Genomic DNA, 18,771 nt, shown 5'->3' on the forward strand with positions numbered 1-18,771 from the left:
CTTCAGGCAGTTGCGAAGAGCTGAACCGGGAAGCGCTTTCAGAAAGCGCTTTCTGGTAAGGTGTCGCCACGCTAATGACTGGCTGTACGTACGGTCAATAGGTCGTCCCGAAGTTTCGGGGCCCTGCCACCACCGCACCCTGAAGGGGGTCGAGTTGTGTGAGAGGGAAGCACCGGCCCATGTGACGCTGGAGGCCGTCGCCCGTACCGCCGGGGTCTCGCTGGCCACGGCGTCCAGGGCGCTCAGCGGCACCACCACCGTCCGCGAGGACCTGCGCGTCCGGGTCCGCGCCGCCGCGGACCGGCTCGGCTACATCCCCAACGCCCATGCTCAGGCCCTCGCAGGCGCCTCCAACAACACCGTCGGCGTCATCTGCCACGATGTCAGCGACCCCTACTTCGCCGCGATCGCGAGCGGCGTGATGCGGGCGGCCGCCGAGCGGGACCTCCTGGTGATGCTCGCCAGCACCTTCCGCGAACCGGCCCGCGAGGTCGCCTACGTCTCCATGCTCCGCGCCCAGCGCGCCCGTGCCATCCTGCTGATCGGATCCGGCTTCGAGGACCGGGAGTGGGAGCGCTCTCTGCACGCCGAGCTCGACCCGTACACACGCGGCGGCGGCCGGGTCGCGGTCGTCAGCAGGCACCGGAGCCTGCGCGTCGACACCGTGCTGCCGGAGAACCGCGAGGGCGCCGCCGCGCTCGCCCGCGCCCTCCTCGGCCTCGGCCACCGGGACTTCGCGGTACTCACCGGGCCGCCCTCGCTGACCACCGTCGCCGACCGGCTCGCGGGCTTCCGAGAGGGCCTCGCAGCAGCCGGTGTCCCCCTCACCCATGTCGTGGAGGGGGCCTTCACCCGCGACGGCGGCCACGCGGCCACCGTCGAGCTCCTGGCCCGCGGCGCGAGACCCACCTGTGTCTTCGCCGTCACCGACGTGATGGCCGTCGGGGCTCTGGCGGCCTTCCGCGCCCATGGCCTGCGCGTCCCCGAGGATGTCTCGCTGGCCGGCTTCGACGACATCCCGCTCGTCCGCGAGCTCTCCCCGCCACTGACCACCGTCGCCCTCCCCCTGACCCTGACGGGGCGCCACGCCATCGCTCTGGCCCTGCGTGAGCCGCACGGCGCGCGCTCGCGTGTGCAGCGGGTCGCCGGCGAGGTCGTCCTGCGCGCCAGCACGATGCCACCCGCCCTCCGGACAGACAGGACCCTTTGATGACCCCCGGTCTCTCCGGTCTGCGGATCGAGCGCGTCCAGACCTTCGCGGTCGCCCTGCCCACCCACCGCTCCTTCGGGGTGTCCGGCGGCTCGGTCGCCGTCGCGGGCCGGCCATCGATCCGGATCCTGGTGAAGGTGAGCGCGGACGGGGTGCACGGCTGGGGCGAGGCCACCCCCATCCCCGCCTGGACGTACGAAACCGCCGAGTCCATCGTCACGACCATCGACCGCTATCTGGCGCCCGCCGTCATCGGCACCTCCGCCTGGAACCTGGACGCCGTCGACGCCGCCTTCGACCGGGCCGTCAACCGCGGGTTCTCCATCGGCGCGCCGCTCGCGAAGAGCGCGGTGGACGTCGCCCTGCACGACCTACTCGGCCGGGCGGCCGGCGTACCGCTCGGGGTGCTGTGGGGGCAGCGCAGGCGCGAGACGATCGAGCTTGGCTGGGTCGTCTCCGGTCAGTCCCCCGCCGAGGTGGCCGACAGCGTCACCGAGGGCGGGGACGCGGGCCACCGCGCCTTCAAAGTCAAGATCGGGCTGCACGACGAGGACACCGACACCGCGGTGGTCGCCGCCGTGCGCGAGCACGCGCCGGCGGGCGCGCCGATCTGGGTCGACGCGAACCAGGCGTACACCGTGCCCGCCGCGCTGCGGATGGCCCGGCGTCTGCACGAGCTGGGCATCACCGCGTTCGAGCAGCCGCTGCCCGCCAATGACATCGCGGGTCTGCGGCGGCTGCGCGAGTCGTCGCCGGTGCCGGTCGCGCTCGATGAGAGCCTGCGCCACCCCAGCGACCTCGCCACGTTCGTACGTCTGGAAGCGGTGGACGTCGCCATCGCCAAGGTGCAGCGCAGCGGTGGGCTCACCCTGTCCCGGCGGCTGTGCGCGCTGGCCGAGGACTGCGGGGTCGAGCTGATGGGGTCGGGGCTCACCGACTCCGACCTGGGTCTCGCCGCCTCGCTGCACCTGTTCGCCGCGTACGGGATCGACTCCCCCGTCGACCTCAACGGCCGTCAGTTCATCGGCTCGCCGTACGCGGCGGGGACGGTCGTCGTCGAGAAGGGGACGGCGCGGGTCCCCGACTCCCCCGGGCTCGGCGTTGAGGTCGACGAGTCGGTCGTACGCGAACTCGCGGTCGATGTACTGGAGCAGCGGGGCTGATCCGAAGTGGCCCTTCGGCACAGGCCGTTCACCCTTCAATACGGGCCGTTCAGAAGAGCCCGTCCTCGCCCCGGTGGATCTGTTCGACCAACTCGGCGGCCATCGCTTTGATCGTCTCCAGACCGGCCCGCCCCCACCGCCGGGGCTCGGTGTCGACGACACAGATCGTGCCGAGCACCAGGCCGGTCCGGTCGATGAGCGGCGCACCCATGTAGGAACGGATGCCGATCTCGTCGACCACCGGATTGCCCGCGAACCGCGGATAGTCGCAGACGTCCTCCAGGACGAGCGCCTTGCGCCGGGCCACGACGTACGGGCAGTAGCCGTGGTCGCGGGCAAGGAACCGGCCGATCTTGCCCGCCGCGGCGACCGCCCCCAGGTCGGTACCGGTGTGCGTACCGGTCGGGGTGTGCAGACCGGCGAAGAACTGCCGGTTCTCGTCGATGAAGTTGACCATCGAGTACGGGGCTCCGGTCACCTCAGCAAGCCGGTCGGCGAAGGTGTCGAAGGCCGGTACGGCCCGGTCTCCGATGCCCAGTTGGAGGAGCCGCCGCACGCGGGCGGGCGCCTCCCGGTCGACGGGGGTGAGCAGCAGATGACCGATCCTGTCGTACGTCATGTGGACGCTCCGTAGCTCGGCGAGGCCGGGGTGAGGGTGAGCAGGTGCCGGACCAGGGTGACCAGCGTCCGGATCCCGGAGCTGGCGATTCGGGCGTCGCAGATCACCACAGGGGTCTCCTGCCTGAGGTCCAGCGCGGCCCGTACCTCGTCCGGTTCGTACCGGTGGGCGCCGTCGAACTCATTGACGGCGACCACGAATTCGATGCCGCGCCGCTCGAAGAAGTCCAGGGCCGAGAAGCAGTCCTGGAGGCGGCGGGTGTCGGTGAGCACAACCGCGCCGAGCGCTCCTTTGGAGAGCTCGTCCCACATGAACCAGAAACGTTCCTGGCCGGGTGTGCCGAAGAGGTAGAGCACATGGTGTTCGTCGAGGGTCATCCGGCCGAAGTCCATGGCGACGGTCGTACTGGTCTTGTCCTCGATGCCCTCCAGACTGTCGGTACCCACGCTCACCTGGGTGAGCAGTTCTTCGGTACTCAGCGGTGCGATCTCGCTGACCGCCCCCACGAAGGTCGTCTTTCCGACCCCGAACCCGCCGGCCACAAGAATCTTGAGAGCGGTGGGAAACAGATCAGAGCCGTCGTCGTAGGCCATCGAGGACTGCCTCCAGCAGGGAGAGGTCGGTGGGTTGGTCGTCGTAGCTGGGCGCGTGGGTGGTGATCGCCCCGCAGTCCAGCAGGTCGGAAAGCAGCACCTTGGTGACGACGGCGGGGAGCTTCAGGTACGCCGCGATCTCCGCCACCGAGGTGGGTCTCTCGCACAGGTCCAGTGCCTGCAGGTGCTCGGGGCCGAGGTGCGGCGGGGCCGCCGCACCCGTCGCCAGCACCATGGACAGCAGATCGAGGGTGGCCGTGGGACGGGTGCGGCCGTCGATCACCGTGTACGGGCGGATCAGCCGGCCCGCCGCGTCGTCGAGCCAGGGCCCGTCCTGCGGGGTCGGCACGCTCAGCGCCCCGAGGCGCCAGGTACGCCTGCCCGCTGCCTCGCCGGTGTCATCAGGTACGGCCGGACGCTCTTGACCAGCATCGCCATTTCGTAGCCCAGCACCGCCGCGTCCGCCTCGCGGCCCGCGAGCACCGCCAGACAGGTGCCGGAACCCGCGGTGGAGACGAAGAGGAGGGTGGAGTCGAGCTCCACCACCACCTGGCGCACCTCGCCGCCGTCGCCGAAGCGGGCGCCGGCGCTGCGGCCGAGTGAGTACAGGCCGGATGCCAGGGCGGCCATGTGGTCGGCGCTGTCGGTGTCGAGGCCGTGCACGGACTTCACCAGGCCGTCGGCGGAGAGCAGGACCGCGTGGCGCGTGAAGGGAACACGCTGGACCAAGCCGCTCAACAGCCAGTCGAGATCGGATACTTGGCCGGTCGGCGCATCGCTCGCCATGGTGCATCTACTCCTTGGAGGTACTGCGGGACAGGGGCGGGGCAGGGCGGGGGCGGAGCAGGACGGCAGGCAGGCGTCAGCCCGCGTCGCCCTCCTGTCGAGAGGGCGTGGCCGTGGGCGTGTTCGGGAACGGCTAGGGAAATGACTCGAAGGGCGGGAGCAGCTGGGACGCCTCCGGCGCCCGGGGCTGCGTCAGCGACTCCAGGTACGGGTCCGGCTGGGCCTCCGCCAGGCCGATGCCCCGCTGGAAGGCCGCCATCAGACCGGGGTCGTGGATGGCGGGGTATTCCTCTTCCTCGCGCACGGCGGGAGCGTCCCTGAGCTGCGGCGCCAGGTGTTCCTGGCTGCGGCGCCTGGGCAGGAGGGGGCGGCTCGTGCTGCCGCGCACATATCCGTTCGCGCGCGGCTGGGTCAGGGAGTGCGCGGTGGGTTCGGCGGGCGGGTCGGACAGGGCGTCGCGATCCGCGGGGTCCGCATGGCCGTTCCGGCCGGTCCGCGCCGTCGGAGCGATCTGAACCGTCGGCGCGGTCTGGACGTCCTGGCCGTTGCGTACGTCCTGTCTGCTCCGGCCGGTGCCCGGACGGGCGGCGGCCGGGGTGGACCGGTCCGCCTGCTCGCCTCGTACCGGCAACGGCGGGGCGCTGCCCGTGGGGGCGGGGGCCGGGGCAGCATGCGCGGGGGCAGCCGTGGGCGCGGCGGCGGGGGTAGGCGGGGTCTGGCGGTGCGCGGTCGTCTCCGGCCTGCCCAGACTGCCCTCGTCGCCGGTGCCGAGCAGCGCCTGCGGCAGAACGAGTACGGCCTGGACACCGCCGTAGATATTGGCCTGGAGCCGGACGTTGATGCCGTGCCTGCGGGCCAGCGCGGAGACGACGAAGAGGCCGATGCGCCCGTCCTGGAGAAGATGGCCGACGTTGACCTGGTCCGGGTCGCAGAGCAGGGCGTTCATCTTGTTCTGCTCGGTGAGGGACATGCCGAGCCCCCGGTCCTCGACCTCGATGGCAAGACCCGAGGTGACGCGCTGGGCGCGCAGCAGCACCGTGGTGTGCGGCGCGGAGAACACCGTGGCGTTCTCGACGAGCTCCGCGAGGAGGTGGATAACGTCGGCGACCGCGTGGCCGCGCAGGGTGCCGTCGACCGGTGGCACCAGCTTGACCCGCGAATACTGCTCGACCTCGGCGATCGAGGAGCGCAGCACCTCCGTCATGGTGACGGGGTTGCTCCACTGACGCCGGGAGATCGCACCGCCGAGGACCGCCAGGTTCTCGGCGTGCCTGCGGATGCGGGTGGCCAGGTGGTCGACGTGGAAGAGGCCCTTGAGCAGCTCGGGGTCCTCGACCTCGTTCTCCAGCTCGTCGAGCAGCTGGATCTCGCGGTGCACTAGCGACTGGAGACGGCGGGCCAGATTGACGAAGACTTCGACCTTCTGGTCGGTGCCCGCGCTGCTGGACAGCTGCGCCGCCTGTACGACGGCGCCCACGGCGGACTCGTGCGCCCGCCCCAGCTCCAGGGCCAGCAGGTCGAACTCGTCACCGCCCTGGTTGCCGGTCGGCGGCTTACGGCGGGCCGGCGGGCCCTCGCCCCGGCGCAGCTGCTCCACCACCGCGCGCAGGTCGGCCTGGCCGCGCGCGCTGGCTCTGCGCAGGGCGTTGCAGCGGTCGAGCACGGACTTGGCGGCGCGGTCGGCGCCCACGACGGCCGCCGCCAGCGAGACGACGGCCAGGGCGGCGGCCGCGGCGAGCGTCACCCATAAGTTCCGCGTCGGCTCGGTGGCGGTGGAGCGCAGGGTGAAGAGCACCGCCGCGCCGCCGCTCAGCGCGACGACGACGGCGGGCAGCACCGCGGCGCGCAGGAGCTGGGAACGTATATGGACTTCGGGCGTCGACTGCGCGGGGTGGGGCCGGGGGCCCGGCCGTCCGTGCCGCCCGCCTTCGCGGCGGTCTGCGCGCGCTGCGGGTGCTCGAAGTTGAGACATAAGCGTCCTTGGTACGTGGGGCCCCAGGCATCGGCGTGCTGCGTCCGTTCGAGACCTCGGTCGGCCAAGAATCGGGCTGGAGTCGGACTGGGTTCAACTCGGGCGATGTGGCCCCATGTTGATCACCGGACACTCACAGTAGTCGGCAACCTTTCATGATCGACGGGCAGTTGCCAAACTTGCCCACGCAGCGTCCTGCTCTGGTATGACGTCTCGCACTGCAGACCGATATCCCGAGGGCTTTCCGGACGCCCCCGGCGTCGGCCCTTAACGGCGGGCGCGGCCTCCGGTTCGCCGGTGATGACGGGCGGCCGGGGCACGTGGTCAGGGTCCGTCAGGTCGAAGGTGAGCCGCTTGCCCCCCGCTGGACGGCCATCAGCGCATCCCGGCACGAAATCGACCCTCACCTCGCCCCATCGCTTCGCCGCTTCGTATCGTCTGCCGGTCCGCCGCCCGATCCACCGAGCCCGCCCGGGACGACGTGCTCACCCGGCGTCGCCAGCTCCGCGACCGCGTTGACGCCGAGCACCGCGCCGGTGGACTTCTTGCCGCGCCGCAGCCTGCCCTCCAGCCAACTCGCGAACGTGGTGAGCAGGAAGTTCAGCAGGACGAAGATCACGGCGACGACGGTGAAACTGGCGATGGTGTTCGCACCGTAGTTCGCGCTCATCGGTCGGACCGATGCCAGCAGCTCGGAGAAGCCGAGCAGCGCGCCACCGAGCGCGGTGTCCTTCACGATGACCACCAGCTGACCGACGATCGCAGGCAGCATCACGGTGACCGACTGCGGCAGCAGCACGTACCGCATGGTCTGGCCCTTACGCATGCCGATCGCCTTGGCCGCGTCGGTCTGGCCGCTGGGCAGGGACAGGATTCCGGCCCGCACCACCTCGGCAAGTACCGAGGCGTTGTAGAGAACCAGACCGGTGACTACGGCGTACAGCGGCCGGCTGTTGGGACTGATGTCGGTGAACTCGGAGTACGCCGCGTTGGCGAAGAGCATCAGGATCAGCACCGGGATGGCGCGGAAGAACTCCACGACGGTGCCGGCCGCACCACGTACCCACCAGTGGTCGGAAAGCCGCGCGATACCGAAGAGCGCTCCGAGGGGCAGCGCGATGACCATGGCGAGGGCCGCGGCGATGAGGGTGTTCTCGAGCCCCGGCAGGATGTACGTCGTCCAGGCACGGGAGTCGGTGAAGAACGGCTCCCACTTGACCCATTCGAGCTGGTTCTTGTCGGCGAGACTACGGATCACCCACCAGCCCACCGCTACGCCGCAGGCCAGGAACACCAGCGTGAACAGGACATTGCGCCGCTTGGCCCGTGGCCCCGGGACGTCGTACAGGACGGACGTCATCGCCTCACCGCCACCTTCTTGCTCACCCAGCCGAGGAACAGTCCGGTCGGGAGGGTGAGGCAGATGAATCCGAAGGCGAAGATGGCGGAGATGAGAATGAGCTGAGCCTCGTTCTCGATCATTTCCCGCATCAGCGCCGCAGCCTCGGCGACACCGATCGCGGCGGCCACCGTAGTGTTCTTGGTCAGTGCGATCAGCACGTTCGCCAGCGGACCCACCACGGAGCGGAATGCCTGCGGAAGGACGATGAGCGACAGCACCTGGGGAAAGCTCAGGCCGATGGCACGCGCCGCCTCCGTCTGACCGACGGGCACCGTGTTGATGCCGGACCGCAGCGCCTCGCAGACGAACGCGGCGGTGTAGGCGATGAAGCCGAGTACGGCGAGCCTGAAGTTGATCGTCCCGAAGTCGTCCGCGCCCAGGCTGACGCCGAGTGTCTGGAAGAGGCCGAGTGAAGTGAAGACGATGATCACCGTCAGGGGGATGTTCCGCACCACGTTGACATAGCCGGTGCCGAAGCCGCGCATCAGGGGCACCGGGCTGACCCGCATGGCAGCCAGAAGTGTTCCCCAGACCAGCGAGCCGATGGCGGAGTAGACGGTGAGCTGCACCGTCACCCAGAAGGCCCCCAGCAGGTTGTAACCCTCAAGAAAGTCGAACACGATCTCCCACATTTCCGCGTGTGTGGAGTGCGTGGCGCGCCGCGACGACGGGCGGCGCGCCAGTCAGTGACCTGTTTCAGCTGACGACGACGCCGATCTTCGGGGCAGGCTCGTTCTTGTAGTTGGCCGGGCCGAAGGTGTTCTTGACGTACTCGTCCCAGGAGCCGTCCGAGACCATCTTCTCCAGGGCGGTGTTGATCTTGCCCTTGAGGTCGCTGCCCTTCTTGACGCCGATGCCGTAGTTCTCGTTGCTCAGCTTGAAGCCGCCCAGCTTGAACTTGCCCTTGAACTCATCCTGCGCGGCGTAGCCGGCGAGGATCGAGTCGTCGGTGGTCAGTGCGTCGATGACCTTGTTCTCCAGGCCGGTCAGGCACTCCGAGTAGCCGCCGTACTCCTGCAGCTGCGCCTTCGGCGCGAGCTTCGTCTTGACGTTCTGCGCGGAGGTTGACCCGGTGACCGAGCAGAGTTTCTTGTTGTTCAGGTCCGCGGGCTTCTTGACGGAGTCGTCGTCCGAACGGACCAGGATGTCCTGGTGCGCGAGGAGGTAGGGGCCGGCGAAGTCGACCTTCTTCTGACGCTCTTCGTTGATCGAGTAGGACGCCGCGATGAAGTCGACGTCGCCGCGCTGGAGCAGCGTCTCGCGGTCGGCGCTCTTGGCCTCCTTCCACTCGATGTCGCCGGCCTTGTGGCCGAGTTCCTTCGCCACATAGGTCGCCACCTCGACGTCAAAGCCCGTGTACTTGCCGTCCGGGGTCTTCAGGCCGATGCCCGGCTGGTCGAACTTGATGCCGATGGTGATCTTGTCGCTGCTGCCAGAATCACTGTCCTTGCCGCCGTCGGACCCGCAGGCCGTAGCGGTCAGGGACAGCGCGAGCGCAGCGGTGGCCGCGGCGGTGACCTTGCGAACGTTCACGATGTTCATCCTTAGGGATTGAAGTGGGGGGCTCTGCGAACGGAGCGGGACTGGTTCCCGCGGGGGCCGGCTCAGTGGTGAAGAATCTTCGACAGGAAGTCCTTGGCGCGGTCGCTGCGCGGGTGGTTGAAGAACTGGTCGGGCGTCGTCTCTTCCACGATCCGGCCGTCCGCCATGAAGACCACACGGTTGGCGGCCGAACGGGCGAATCCCATCTCGTGAGTGACGACGACCATCGTCATGCCGTCACGGGCGAGCTGCTGCATGACCTCCAGCACCTCGTTGATCATCTCGGGGTCGAGCGCCGATGTCGGCTCGTCGAAGAGCATGACCTTCGGTTCCATGGCCAGCGCTCTGGCGATCGCCACGCGCTGCTGCTGGCCGCCGGAGAGCTGCGCGGGGTACTTGTCCGCCTGGGAGGCGACACCCACCCGGTCGAGCAGCGAGCGTGCCCGCTCCTCGGCCGCCTCCTTGCCCATCTTGCGGACCTTGAGCTGGCCCAGCGTCACGTTCTGCAGCACGGTCTTGTGCGCGAAGAGGTTGAAGGACTGAAAGACCATGCCCACGTCGGCCCGCAGTTTGGCCAGCTCACGGCCCTCCGCCGGCAGCGGCTTGCCGTCGATGGCGATCTCGCCCGAGTCGATGGCCTCCAAACGGTTGATGGCGCGGCACAGTGTGGACTTCCCGCCCCCGGACGGCCCGATGACGACGACAACCTCGCCACGGGCGACGGTCAGATTGATGTCCTGGAGCACATGCAGCGCACCGAAGTGCTTATTGACACTGCTCAGCACGATCAGGGCATCGTTCGTGCCCGGCATGGCATCTTCCTTGGTCACTGACACTCCGCTCATCGGCTTCATACTCCGTCCTCCGCCAGGAGCTCGCACGCCGAGAGCCGAGTGCCGGTGGAGCGCCGCAGCCGGGGCGACGGCGGGCAAGAGCGTCGTGTTCGTGACACCCGGGAATGTTGGCTGTCCGAGGCACGTCGCTCGGACACAGGCCGTCGGGTGCGGGGTCAACCGTCTCGTGCGGCGCCGCGCCGTCGCCACGAGGTACGGCGAGCTCGCCGTCGCGCGCTACGGGCGCCTGCGTTGGTCGATGTCCTCAACGAGCAGCTGTGACCAGCGTCTTCGCGAGTGACTCAGGGGTCTTTTGCCGGCCCTGCGTATCGAATTCCTGAGCTGCGGCGAGATCGTGTTCGTCAGCCCCGGTGCCAGGCGCCCTTGAGGTCCGCTCGGCTTTCACCAGCGCGTCGGTGCACCGACTGGGGGGGCGCGGCAGCGCGGCCCGTACGTCCTGGCTCATGGCCCGGAAACCCGAGGGGTACATCTTGATCGCCCGGCATATGGCCCAATGGCAGCGGGACCCCATCATGCGGCAGTACGACCGGGTCAATCAGGAGCGCAGCACAGCCATGTGGCCCCACCTCGACACCTGGGCCCCGGCCTTCGAACCGCACCCCTATCTACGGCGTCGACACCAGCCACATCAGCGCTCAGCGACGAGGTCTTCTCCGGCTTCCGCCGCGCGGTCTTCACGAGCCGACGCCACGAATTTTTCAAGGGCAGAAACCACGGGCGGCCGGGCGGGCCATCCCTGGACGGGCGGCACGGCGACCGAGCGCCACCACGGCTCGGCGGGAACAGTCTCCGCCGCGGGTTCGAACGGCAGTCCGGGGTGCGGCAGGGCGAGCCGGACGCCCGCTTCACCGGCGGCCGTGAGGGTGCCCTCGCCCGGCTCGGACCACGGGTGCGGGGCGAGGTTGAACGTGCCCCAGTGGATCGGCAGCATCGGGGCGCTCGACGGGCCGCCCTGGAGGTCGAGGTGGGCCCGGACGCCCTCGGCGGGGGTCATGTGGATGTCGGGCCAGTACTCGCTGTACGCGCCGATCTGGATCATCGTCGCGTCGAAGGGCCCGTGCTCCGCCCCGATGTCCTTGAAACCGGGGAAGTAGCCCGTGTCGCCGCTGTGATAGATCCGGTGCTCCGGGCCCGCGACGGCCCAGGACGCCCAGAGGGTGTGCTGCTGATTGCGCAGTCCGCGGCCGCAGAAGTGGCGGGCCGGGGTCGCGGTCAGGCCGAGGCCGGCCACCTTGGCGGTCTCGTTCCAGTCCAGCTCGTGCACCCGCTCGGCGGGCACACCCCAGCGCTCCAGGTGGGCGCCGACTCCGAGCGGCACCGCGAAGACCGTACGGGTGCCCGCGAGGGCGCGGATCGTGGGCATGTCGAGGTGGTCGTAGTGGTCGTGGGAGATCACCACGACGTCGACCGGGCCGAGCGAGGCGATCGCCACCGGGACGGGGTGCAGCCGCTTGGGTCCGGCGAAGGCGAAGGGGGAGCAGCGGTTGCCCCAGACCGGGTCGAACAGCACCCGGCGGCCGTCGATCTCGGCGAGCACGCTTGAGTGCCCCATCCAGGTGAGGCGCAGCCCCGTGGCGGGCGGTGCGGCGAGGTCCGCGAGGGTGGTGGCGTGGACGGGCACGGGGCCCGACGGGGCCCTGCGGAGCCGCTGCTCCTTACGGAAGTAGATCTTCGCGAATTCGACCATTGATCCGGACGGCCTGGTCCGTGCGCCCACCGGGTTCTGGAAGACGCCGTCCACGAAGTTCGGGGAGCGGCGGATGCGCTCCATGCGCTCCCCCGCCGGATCGGCGCCGAAGGCGGCGGTCCTCAGCGCACGCGCCCGGGAGCGCAGCGATTGCAGTTGGTCGGCGCCGGTCACAGGACCTCCAGAAGCTCAGTGTCTCTTCCATTATGTGCGGCCGGTACGACAGCGCAGGAACAGGCTCGTTACGGGAGCGGTTACAGGACCGGGCGACCCGGTGGACGGCTCCGCCGAGCCGCGTCGGGCCGCCGGACGGGCGCGCTGCTCCTTCCGGGGCAGCGGGCCGGGTGCGCGACGCCGCCCAGGGCCGGCACCGCCCGCGCCCGGCGCCGCGTACCCGGGCCGGGATCGCGATTGACGGGGCGCCGCCGGGTCCAGATACTGACCGACGGTTCAGTTGAGGTCCGGCAGGGCCGTCGGCACCGTTCCGGAGGAGACCACCGCATGCGCGCCCCCCTGATCTCGCTGAGCTGGACCGACCACGTCACGGGGCGGCGGGGATTCCTGGTCGTCGACCGGCTCGTGCGCGGTGTCTCCAGCGGTGGTCTGCGGATGCGCGCGGGCTGCACGCTCGACGAGGTCGCCGGACTGGCCCGTGGCATGACGATGAAGGAAGCCCTGCACTACAACCCGGAGGGCCGCTACATCCCGCTGGGCGGCGCCAAGGGCGGCATCGACTGCGACCCGAGGGACCCGGAGGCGTACGACGTCCTGGTGCGATACCTGCGGGCCATGCGTCCGCACATCGAGAGCTGCTGGACCACCGGCGAGGACCTTGGCCTGACCCAGGACATCGTCGACAGGGCCGCCGTCGAGGCCGGTCTTGTCTCCTGCGTCCAGGCCGTCTATCCGCTGCTCGACGACGAGAAGGCGGCTCGTCGGCGGCTCACCGACGCCTTCGCCGTCGAGGTCGACGGCATCGGTCTCGACGAGTTGGTCGGCGGCTGCGGGGTCGCCGAGTCCGTGCTCGCGGCGCTGGACCGCGCCGGGGTCGGCCACCGCGGGACTCGTGTCTCCGTGCAGGGCCTGGGCACCATGGGCGGGGCCACCGCGCGCTTCCTGTCCCGCGCCGGGCTGAGCGTCGTCGCCGTCGCCGATGTGCTGGGCACCATCGCCAACGAGCGGGGACTGGACGTCGAAGCGCTGCTCGCCGCCCGCGACGCGTACGGGGCCGTGGACCGCTCCGCGCTGCGCCCCGGCGACCGGCAGCTGCCCGCCGACGCCTGGCTGGCCGCCGACGCGGAGGTCCTGGTCCCGGCGGCCGTGTCGTACGCCGTCGATGCCGGCAACCAGCACCGTGTGACCGCTCGCTGGATCGTGGAGGCGGCCAACATGCCGGTGCTGCCCGACGCCGAGGTGCTGCTCGCGGCGCGCGGGATCGTCGTCCTGCCGGACGTCGTCGTCAACTCCGGGACGAACGCCTGGTGGTGGTGGACCCTCTTCGGCGACATCGGGGCCGACGCGGCCGAGGCGTTCGCGTACACCCGCCGCTCGATGCGCGCCCTGATCGACCAGGTCCTGGCACGCGCCGAGGCCGAGGGAAGCACACCGCGTGCGGCGGCCCACGCCATCGTCGCCGACCGGCTGCCGGTCATCGCGGAACGCTACGGCTGGTACCGGTAGCGGACGCAAGGGGGCTAGTGACACCGTCGGTCAGACCCCAGTCCTGGCGGTCACCAGCCGGTGCCCGTCGAGGACCGCTGAGAGTTCCGCGAGGAAGGGCCCGGCCAGCGGCGGCCAGTTCCAGAAGATGAGTCCCAGATGGGCGACCGCGATGGGCGGGTCGATCTTCCAGTCGAGGAAATCGGCCTGTTCCCCGCAGCGCACACAGGCCGCCCGGCCGGGCCCCGTGCCGCCGAACCAGGCGTACAGGGCATCGAGCAGCGGCGACCAGGTGTCGCTCCACATCTCGGCTCCGCTGTCGGGCTGTTCGGTCGTGGCGCCGCAGTGCGGGCAGGTGGCGGTCCACAGGTCGACGCACACATAGACACGGCGCTCGATCTCCATCCCGACGCCGGACGTCAGCACATCCACGACCTCGTCACCGGCGACGGCGCGCGCGGCGCACGGCCCCGGCGCCCTGCCCAGCTCGTCCCCGAGCAGGCACTGCGTCAACTCGCTCTGGACGACGCCCTGCTCCTCCAGCCAGTCCATGGCCCGGCCGGCCAGCCCCGCGGCTTCCTCCGGCCGGGCGTCCACGTCTGCCACCCATACGTACACATCGCCCATGCCGCGCACGCTATCCCGTGGGCCACCGCGTCGCGTGGACCGCTGCGGCGCCTTTGCCCCACTCGCCAAGATCACCGTTCCCGCCCTGGTCAGCCGGCCCCGTGTGTACGGTTACCGGGTGGCAAGAGTCCGATTGAGTGTGGTGGAACGGCGCAAGGACATACTGCGTGCCGCCGTCCAGCAGATCGAGGCGCGGGGTGTGAGCGCCGTGCGCATCGCCGATGTCGCCTCGGCTCTCGGCGTGAGCAACGCGCTGGTGCTCTACCACTTCTCGACCAAGGAGAAGCTCGTCGCCGCGGCCTTCAGATACGCCGCCGAGGGTGATCTCGCCCAACTGCGCAAGCTGTTGGGCCGTCGTACCACCGCCGTCCGCAGGCTGAGCGCCGCCGTCCGCTGGTACGCGCCGACCGGGGTCGCCAAAGGATGGAAGCTCTGGATAGAGGGCTGGGCCGCCGCGCTGCGCGAGCCCGTGCTCCGCGAGGTGGCCGGCGACCTCGACCAGCAGTGGAAAGCGGCGCTGGTCGAGGTCATCGCGCAGGGCATGGCGAGCGGGGAGTTCCGGTGCGAGGACCCGGTGTCCACGGTCTGGCGGCTGACCGCCCTGCTGGACGGTCTCGCCGTCCAGATGACGTCGTACCCGGGGGCGCTCTCCCGTACCGCCGTGCTGGAGTGGACCGATGACGCGCTGGCCCGCGAACTGGGCATCGATCGAACGGCTCTGACGGCCGCCATCCGCTGAAGGCCCGTCGGATCAGCCCACTTCAGGAGCGCTCATGCCCGTTCGGGATCAGTCCAGCTCGTATACGACCGTGACGGTCACCTGTTCCTGGATCTCGCCCGGCGCCACCGGCACCTTCGCGTCCGCCAGGGCACCCGGCTGCATCGCGAGGGGGCTGTGCTGTCCGCCCGCTCCCTCGGTCAGCGAGACGAGCCTGCCCAGCTCGCGTCCGCTCAGCCGCGCGTACTGTTCGGCCTTGTTCCTCGCGTCCCCGTAGGCGGCCTCGCGGGCCGCCGCGCGCAGGGCCGCCGGGTCGGAGACGTCGAAGACGACGCCGTTGATCCGGCCGTCGTCGCCCGTCGCGTCCGTGACGGCCTTCAGGAGCGCGCCGGTCTTGTTGATGTCGCGGACCTTGACGGTGAAGGTCTGGCCCGCCTGATAGCCGGTCAGCTTGGAGGCGCCGTCCTCGTAACGGTGGACGGGGTTCAGGGAGATGCCCGTGGTCTGTACGTCGCGGTCGGCGACGCCCTGCTTCCGTACGGCGTCGAGCAGCTTCTGCGCGGCGGCGGACTGGCCGGCCATGGCCGCCTTGGCGGTGGGCTTCGTGACCTCGACGCCCGCGGTGACGACGGCCAGGTCGGGGGTGGCCGCCGCGCTGCCCTCACCGGCGACCGTGACGGTGGCCGCGGCGGGCGCGGGGGCGGAGAGCGGTGCGGCGGCCGCGGCGGTGGCAGGCGCCGCGCCGGTGGCCAGCAGCCCGCCGGCCAGCACGGCCGCCGCGAACGACCTGATCACGTTCGAGCCGGCGGGCGGCGCGGTCGGGGCCGATGACGTACGTACGGGCATGGGGGTGTTCCTTCCGGAGTCGAAGGGCCATCCCAGCACCGACCACCGCCGGACGAGTGACGCCACTCCCGCCCTGCCCCATCTCCTTACGGCCATACTGAGGTTCGGGGGGACACGAAAGGGGATGCCTTGTCGCACCAACAGCCCCAGCACGAGGAGCAGACGGGCCCCGCGCGGTACGACGTCCTGGTCGTCGGCGGCAGCGGCGTGGACACGGTGGTGCGCGTCGACTCGCTGCCGGTGCCGCTCGCCGATTCCCTCGGGGTGCCGCCCATCCGCGAGTGGCCGGGGCACACCGGCGGCAATGTCGCCGTGGGCTGTCGTGCCCTGGGACTCGGCGTGAAGTTCATCGACTTCATCGGTGACGACAGGATCGGTGAGCAGGTCCGTGAGCGGCTCACCAAGGGTGACGTCGACTTCGAGCCGCTGATCTCACCGGCGGGCACCCGCCGCGCGGTGAACGTGGTCGACGCCTCGACGGGCCGCCGCATGTCGTTCTACGACGCCCGCGACCCGGGTGATCTGCGGATGCCGCGCTCCTTCTACCTGCCGCACCTGCGGCGGGCCCGGCATGTGCATCTGTCCATCATGGATTTCTCCCGCCACCTCCTGGACGACATCGAGGAGCTCGGCGTACCCGTCTCGACCGATCTGCACGACTGGGACGGACTCAGCGACCACCACCGGGAGTTCGCGCTCCGCTCCGACCTGGTCTTCCTCAGCGCGGCGGGCGCGGGTGAGCGTATCGCCGACGTGATGCGCGAGATCCTGCGCGAGGGCCGCGCCGAGACGGTGGTCGCCACGGCGGGCGCGGGCGGCTCGTACCTGATGACGCGGGGCGGCAGCCGCACCCCGCGGCCGGTCCCGGCCACGCCGGTGCCCGGTCCCGTGGTGGACTCCAACGGCGCGGGGGACGCGTACGTCTGCGGTTTCCTGTACGGGCGGCTGGCCGGGCACGACCCCGACGAGTGTGCCCGCCTCGGCGCGCTGGCGGGCGCCCACGCCTGTACGACCGAGGGCAACACCGACCCGATCACGCCGAGCGGTCTGCTGCCCGCCAGGACCTGACCCGGCTCGGGCTCGGGCTCGGGAGAGCGGGTCAGGGCGTCAGGTCGTCAGGTCGTCAGGTCGGAGTTCACAGCGGAAGCAGATCGGGCCGCTTCGCCGCGGCGTGGTCCCCCGAGGACTCGCCGCGCAACCGTCGGCCGATCCACGGCACCAGGTGCTCGCGCGCCCACTGGATGTCGTCCCGGCGAGCGCCCATCGCGCCGCGCGGCACCTGCGGCGGCCACTCCTGGTCCGGGTCGGCCGGTACGTCGAGGCCGAGCACCTGGCCGGCGCGCAGGGCGACCCGGGTGTGGCCTTCCGGGGACAGGTGCAGCCGGTCGGTGTCCCAGGCGTGCATGTCCTGGACGGACTTGAGCGACCACAGGTCGAGCACCGGGCAGTCGTATGTGTCGGCGATGGACCGTACATGCGCCGTGAACGTCGCGATCTTGCCCCGCAGATGGCGCAGCACCGGCATGTGCCGGGTGTCGAAGCCGGTCGTCACCAGGACGGTGCCGACCCTGCCGGTGAGGTCGGCGACGGCCCGCTCGTAGCGCTGGGCCACGTCGTCGGGATCGCTCCCGGGCCGGAGGATGTCATTGCCGCCCGCGCAGAAACTCACCAGGTCGGGCGCCAGCTCCATCGCCCGCGGAACCTGCTCGGCCACGATCTGATCGAGGAGCCGGCCGCGCACGGCGAGGTTGGCATAGCGGAATGTGTGCTCGGGGACACGATCGTCGAGGAGAACGGCCAGCCGGTCCGCCCAGCCGATGTACGCACCGCCGGGTCCGGGGTCTCCGACCCCCTCCGTGAAGCTGTCCCCGATCGCCGCGTACGACCCTACGGTCCCTGCCCTGAATGATCTCGCATCGTCTCCCACGTCGGCCAATCCTCCACTGGACCAAGTGACCTACGCCACCGTAGGGAGGGGTTGACGCCGGTGAGAAAGGACACCGGTCAAGTTTGGGTCAACCCCGGAATACGCCTGATCGACCCCGGTCAACACGTACGCCCCCTTCCGGGCCGGCGTGCGGCGCGGAAGGGGGCGTAAGGAAGGCGATGCCCGGTGCCCGAAGAGGGGACGTGCGTCAGACGGAGACGCCGTGGCCGCGCAGGTAGCCCAGCGGGTCTATGTCGGAACCGTAGCTCGGGCCGGTCCTGATCTCGAAGTGCAGGTGCGGTCCTGTGGAGTTGCCGGTGCTGCCGGAGAGACCGATCTGCGTGCCGCCGGTGACGCTCTGGCCGGACGAGACGGACAGCGAGGACAGGTGGGCGTACTGCGAGTAGCGGCCGTCGTTGTGCTTGATGACGACCTCGTTGCCGTACGAGCCGCTCCAGCCCGCGGAGACGACGGTGCCTGCGCCGACGGCCTTGACCGAGGTGCCGCTGGACGCGGAGAAGTCGACGCCCGTGTGGTAGCCGCTGGACCAGCTGCCGCCGGAGGCGCGGTAGGGGGTGGTGACGCCCGCGGAGACCGGCGCGGTGAAGCCGGAGGAGGACGCCGCCGTGGAGGCGGTGCCCGCCGACTCGGACTTCTCGGGCTGGCTCGCGGAGGAGGAGGACTGCGAGGAGGGCGACTTCGGCTGCGCTGCGGGTGCGGCGGCCTTGGCCGACGACTGGGCCGCGGACGACGGGGCGGCGCCTGCCGCCTTCGCGCCGATGCTGAGCTTCATGCCCGGCATGATCAGCCCGGGGTTGTCGCCGACGGTCGACCGGTTGTCCTCGTAGAGCTTCTGCCAGCCGCCGCGCACGTTCTGCGTCTCGGCGATCTTCGACAGGTAGTCGCCGGAGACCACGGCGTACGTCTTGCTACCGGTCTTCTTCGGCTGCTGCTTCTGCTGCGAGATCTGCGAGGCGGCAGCGGCGGGCGCGGCCTTCTCGGGAGCCACGGCGGGGGCGGTTGCCGGTGCGGCGTTCTCCGCCGCGTTGGCACCGGTGGCAGCGATGAACGGAAGCGCGAGTGCGGCTCCGCCCGTTCCCGCGGCGACGAATCCACGGGTGATCGAGTTGGACCTCGGGCGGCGGTGCTTACCCTTTGCGGGCATG

General features: G+C 70.5%; 19 protein-coding genes. 5 read left to right on the top strand and 14 right to left on the bottom strand.

Going from position 1 to position 18,771, the window contains the following annotated elements; translation table 11 throughout:
- Window positions 1-181: 181 nt before the first annotated feature.
- Entirely contained in the window at window positions 182-1,210 is a 1,029-nt protein-coding gene (locus tag ABCR94_RS28580) for a LacI family DNA-binding transcriptional regulator (RefSeq protein WP_347123590.1), read from the top strand.
- A complete protein-coding gene (locus tag ABCR94_RS28585; protein WP_347123169.1) occupies window positions 1,210-2,373 on the top strand; it encodes a mandelate racemase/muconate lactonizing enzyme family protein in 1,164 nt (387 codons plus the stop codon). The genes ABCR94_RS28580 and ABCR94_RS28585 overlap by 1 nt, the downstream gene beginning before the upstream one ends.
- Window positions 2,374-2,422: 49 nt before the next feature.
- Here ABCR94_RS28585 and ABCR94_RS28590 read toward each other — a convergent pair whose 3' ends face one another.
- The 10 genes from ABCR94_RS28590 to ABCR94_RS28635 all read right to left on the bottom strand — a co-directional run bounded on the left by ABCR94_RS28590 (window position 2,423) and on the right by ABCR94_RS28635 (window position 12,002).
- Window positions 2,423-2,992: a GAF domain-containing protein gene (locus ABCR94_RS28590; RefSeq protein WP_347123170.1), complete on the bottom strand. Its 570-nt coding sequence runs from the start codon at window positions 2,990-2,992 to the stop codon at window positions 2,423-2,425.
- Window positions 2,989-3,585 (bottom strand): GTP-binding protein, encoded by a 597-nt coding sequence (locus ABCR94_RS28595; RefSeq protein ID WP_347123171.1) that lies wholly within the window; start codon window positions 3,583-3,585, stop codon window positions 2,989-2,991. Before ABCR94_RS28595 ends, ABCR94_RS28590 begins: the two co-directional genes overlap by 4 nt.
- Window positions 3,563-3,934 carry a DUF742 domain-containing protein gene (locus ABCR94_RS28600; protein WP_347123172.1) on the bottom strand — a complete coding sequence of 124 codons (372 nt, stop codon included), beginning with the start codon at window positions 3,932-3,934 and terminating at the stop codon, window positions 3,563-3,565. Before ABCR94_RS28600 ends, ABCR94_RS28595 begins: the two co-directional genes overlap by 23 nt.
- A 2-nt stretch (window positions 3,935-3,936) precedes the next feature.
- Complete coding sequence (locus ABCR94_RS28605) at window positions 3,937-4,371, bottom strand: roadblock/LC7 domain-containing protein (RefSeq protein WP_347123174.1); 435 nt, start codon at window positions 4,369-4,371, stop codon at window positions 3,937-3,939.
- A gap of 133 nt (window positions 4,372-4,504) precedes the next feature.
- Complete coding sequence (locus tag ABCR94_RS28610) at window positions 4,505-6,343, bottom strand: sensor histidine kinase (protein ID WP_347123176.1); 1,839 nt, start codon at window positions 6,341-6,343, stop codon at window positions 4,505-4,507.
- A gap of 403 nt (window positions 6,344-6,746) precedes the next feature.
- Window positions 6,747-7,703 carry an amino acid ABC transporter permease gene (locus tag ABCR94_RS28615; protein ID WP_347123177.1) on the bottom strand — a complete coding sequence of 319 codons (957 nt, stop codon included), beginning with the start codon at window positions 7,701-7,703 and terminating at the stop codon, window positions 6,747-6,749.
- Window positions 7,700-8,365 (bottom strand): amino acid ABC transporter permease, encoded by a 666-nt coding sequence (locus tag ABCR94_RS28620; RefSeq protein WP_347123592.1) that lies wholly within the window; start codon window positions 8,363-8,365, stop codon window positions 7,700-7,702. Before ABCR94_RS28620 ends, ABCR94_RS28615 begins: the two co-directional genes overlap by 4 nt.
- A 76-nt stretch (window positions 8,366-8,441) precedes the next feature.
- Entirely contained in the window at window positions 8,442-9,278 is an 837-nt protein-coding gene (locus ABCR94_RS28625) for a glutamate ABC transporter substrate-binding protein (RefSeq protein WP_347123178.1), read from the bottom strand.
- Window positions 9,279-9,349: 71 nt separating this feature from the next.
- Window positions 9,350-10,132 (bottom strand): amino acid ABC transporter ATP-binding protein, encoded by a 783-nt coding sequence (locus tag ABCR94_RS28630; protein WP_347123179.1) that lies wholly within the window; start codon window positions 10,130-10,132, stop codon window positions 9,350-9,352.
- A gap of 637 nt (window positions 10,133-10,769) precedes the next feature.
- A complete protein-coding gene (locus tag ABCR94_RS28635) occupies window positions 10,770-12,002 on the bottom strand; it encodes an MBL fold metallo-hydrolase (RefSeq protein WP_347123180.1) in 1,233 nt (410 codons plus the stop codon).
- 327 nt (window positions 12,003-12,329) lie between these two features.
- Here ABCR94_RS28635 and ABCR94_RS28640 point away from each other — a divergent pair, with 327 nt between their 5' ends.
- Entirely contained in the window at window positions 12,330-13,508 is a 1,179-nt protein-coding gene (locus ABCR94_RS28640) for a Glu/Leu/Phe/Val dehydrogenase dimerization domain-containing protein (RefSeq protein WP_347123181.1), read from the top strand.
- A gap of 30 nt (window positions 13,509-13,538) precedes the next feature.
- Here ABCR94_RS28640 and ABCR94_RS28645 read toward each other — a convergent pair whose 3' ends face one another.
- Window positions 13,539-14,114, bottom strand: a complete 576-nt coding sequence (locus ABCR94_RS28645) for a hypothetical protein (RefSeq protein ID WP_347123182.1) — start codon at window positions 14,112-14,114, stop codon at window positions 13,539-13,541.
- 118 nt (window positions 14,115-14,232) lie between these two features.
- On the opposite strand from ABCR94_RS28645, the gene ABCR94_RS28650 reads away from it, so the two are divergent.
- Window positions 14,233-14,853, top strand: a complete 621-nt coding sequence (locus tag ABCR94_RS28650) for a TetR/AcrR family transcriptional regulator (RefSeq protein WP_347123184.1) — start codon at window positions 14,233-14,235, stop codon at window positions 14,851-14,853.
- Window positions 14,854-14,901: 48 nt separating this feature from the next.
- Here ABCR94_RS28650 and ABCR94_RS28655 read toward each other — a convergent pair whose 3' ends face one another.
- On the bottom strand, window positions 14,902-15,678 hold the full coding sequence (locus ABCR94_RS28655) for an SIMPL domain-containing protein (protein WP_347123186.1): 777 nt from the start codon (window positions 15,676-15,678) through the stop codon (window positions 14,902-14,904).
- Between the two features lie 186 nt (window positions 15,679-15,864).
- On the opposite strand from ABCR94_RS28655, the gene ABCR94_RS28660 reads away from it, so the two are divergent.
- Window positions 15,865-16,746: a carbohydrate kinase family protein gene (locus ABCR94_RS28660; RefSeq protein WP_347123593.1), complete on the top strand. Its 882-nt coding sequence runs from the start codon at window positions 15,865-15,867 to the stop codon at window positions 16,744-16,746.
- A gap of 67 nt (window positions 16,747-16,813) precedes the next feature.
- Here ABCR94_RS28660 and ABCR94_RS28665 read toward each other — a convergent pair whose 3' ends face one another.
- Together ABCR94_RS28665 and ABCR94_RS28670 are read right to left on the bottom strand one after the other, a co-directional pair.
- The gene (locus tag ABCR94_RS28665) at window positions 16,814-17,605 is read right to left on the bottom strand and encodes an SGNH/GDSL hydrolase family protein (RefSeq protein ID WP_347123187.1); all 792 of its coding nucleotides are present in this window, start codon (window positions 17,603-17,605) and stop codon (window positions 16,814-16,816) included.
- A 208-nt stretch (window positions 17,606-17,813) separates the two neighbouring features.
- Window positions 17,814-18,770 carry a M23 family metallopeptidase gene (locus tag ABCR94_RS28670; protein ID WP_347123188.1) on the bottom strand — a complete coding sequence of 319 codons (957 nt, stop codon included), beginning with the start codon at window positions 18,768-18,770 and terminating at the stop codon, window positions 17,814-17,816.
- Window position 18,771: the final 1 nt, after the last annotated feature.

It is taken from the genome of Streptomyces changchenzhani (assembly GCF_039766235.1).
Taxonomy (GTDB): Bacteria; Actinomycetota; Actinomycetes; order Streptomycetales; family Streptomycetaceae; genus Streptomyces.

What these genes read in the sequence shown, in the direction of transcription:
- ABCR94_RS28645 (WP_347123182.1), bottom strand. Translation starts at nt 14,114, where the DNA reads ATGGGCGATGTGTACGTATGGGTGGCAGACGTGGACGCCCGGCCGGAG.
- ABCR94_RS28615 (WP_347123177.1), bottom strand. Translation starts at nt 7,703, where the DNA reads ATGACGTCCGTCCTGTACGACGTCCCGGGGCCACGGGCCAAGCGGCGC.
- ABCR94_RS28595 (WP_347123171.1), bottom strand. Translation starts at nt 3,585, where the DNA reads ATGGCCTACGACGACGGCTCTGATCTGTTTCCCACCGCTCTCAAGATT.
- ABCR94_RS28640 (WP_347123181.1), top strand. Translation starts at nt 12,330, where the DNA reads ATGCGCGCCCCCCTGATCTCGCTGAGCTGGACCGACCACGTCACGGGG.
- ABCR94_RS28630 (WP_347123179.1), bottom strand. Translation starts at nt 10,132, where the DNA reads ATGAGCGGAGTGTCAGTGACCAAGGAAGATGCCATGCCGGGCACGAAC.
- ABCR94_RS28585 (WP_347123169.1), top strand. Translation starts at nt 1,210, where the DNA reads ATGACCCCCGGTCTCTCCGGTCTGCGGATCGAGCGCGTCCAGACCTTC.
- ABCR94_RS28605 (WP_347123174.1), bottom strand. Translation starts at nt 4,371, where the DNA reads ATGGCGAGCGATGCGCCGACCGGCCAAGTATCCGATCTCGACTGGCTG.
- ABCR94_RS28670 (WP_347123188.1), bottom strand. Translation starts at nt 18,770, where the DNA reads ATGCCCGCAAAGGGTAAGCACCGCCGCCCGAGGTCCAACTCGATCACC.
- ABCR94_RS28590 (WP_347123170.1), bottom strand. Translation starts at nt 2,992, where the DNA reads ATGACGTACGACAGGATCGGTCATCTGCTGCTCACCCCCGTCGACCGG.
- ABCR94_RS28655 (WP_347123186.1), bottom strand. Translation starts at nt 15,678, where the DNA reads ATGCCCGTACGTACGTCATCGGCCCCGACCGCGCCGCCCGCCGGCTCG.
- ABCR94_RS28610 (WP_347123176.1), bottom strand. Translation starts at nt 6,343, where the DNA reads ATGTCTCAACTTCGAGCACCCGCAGCGCGCGCAGACCGCCGCGAAGGC.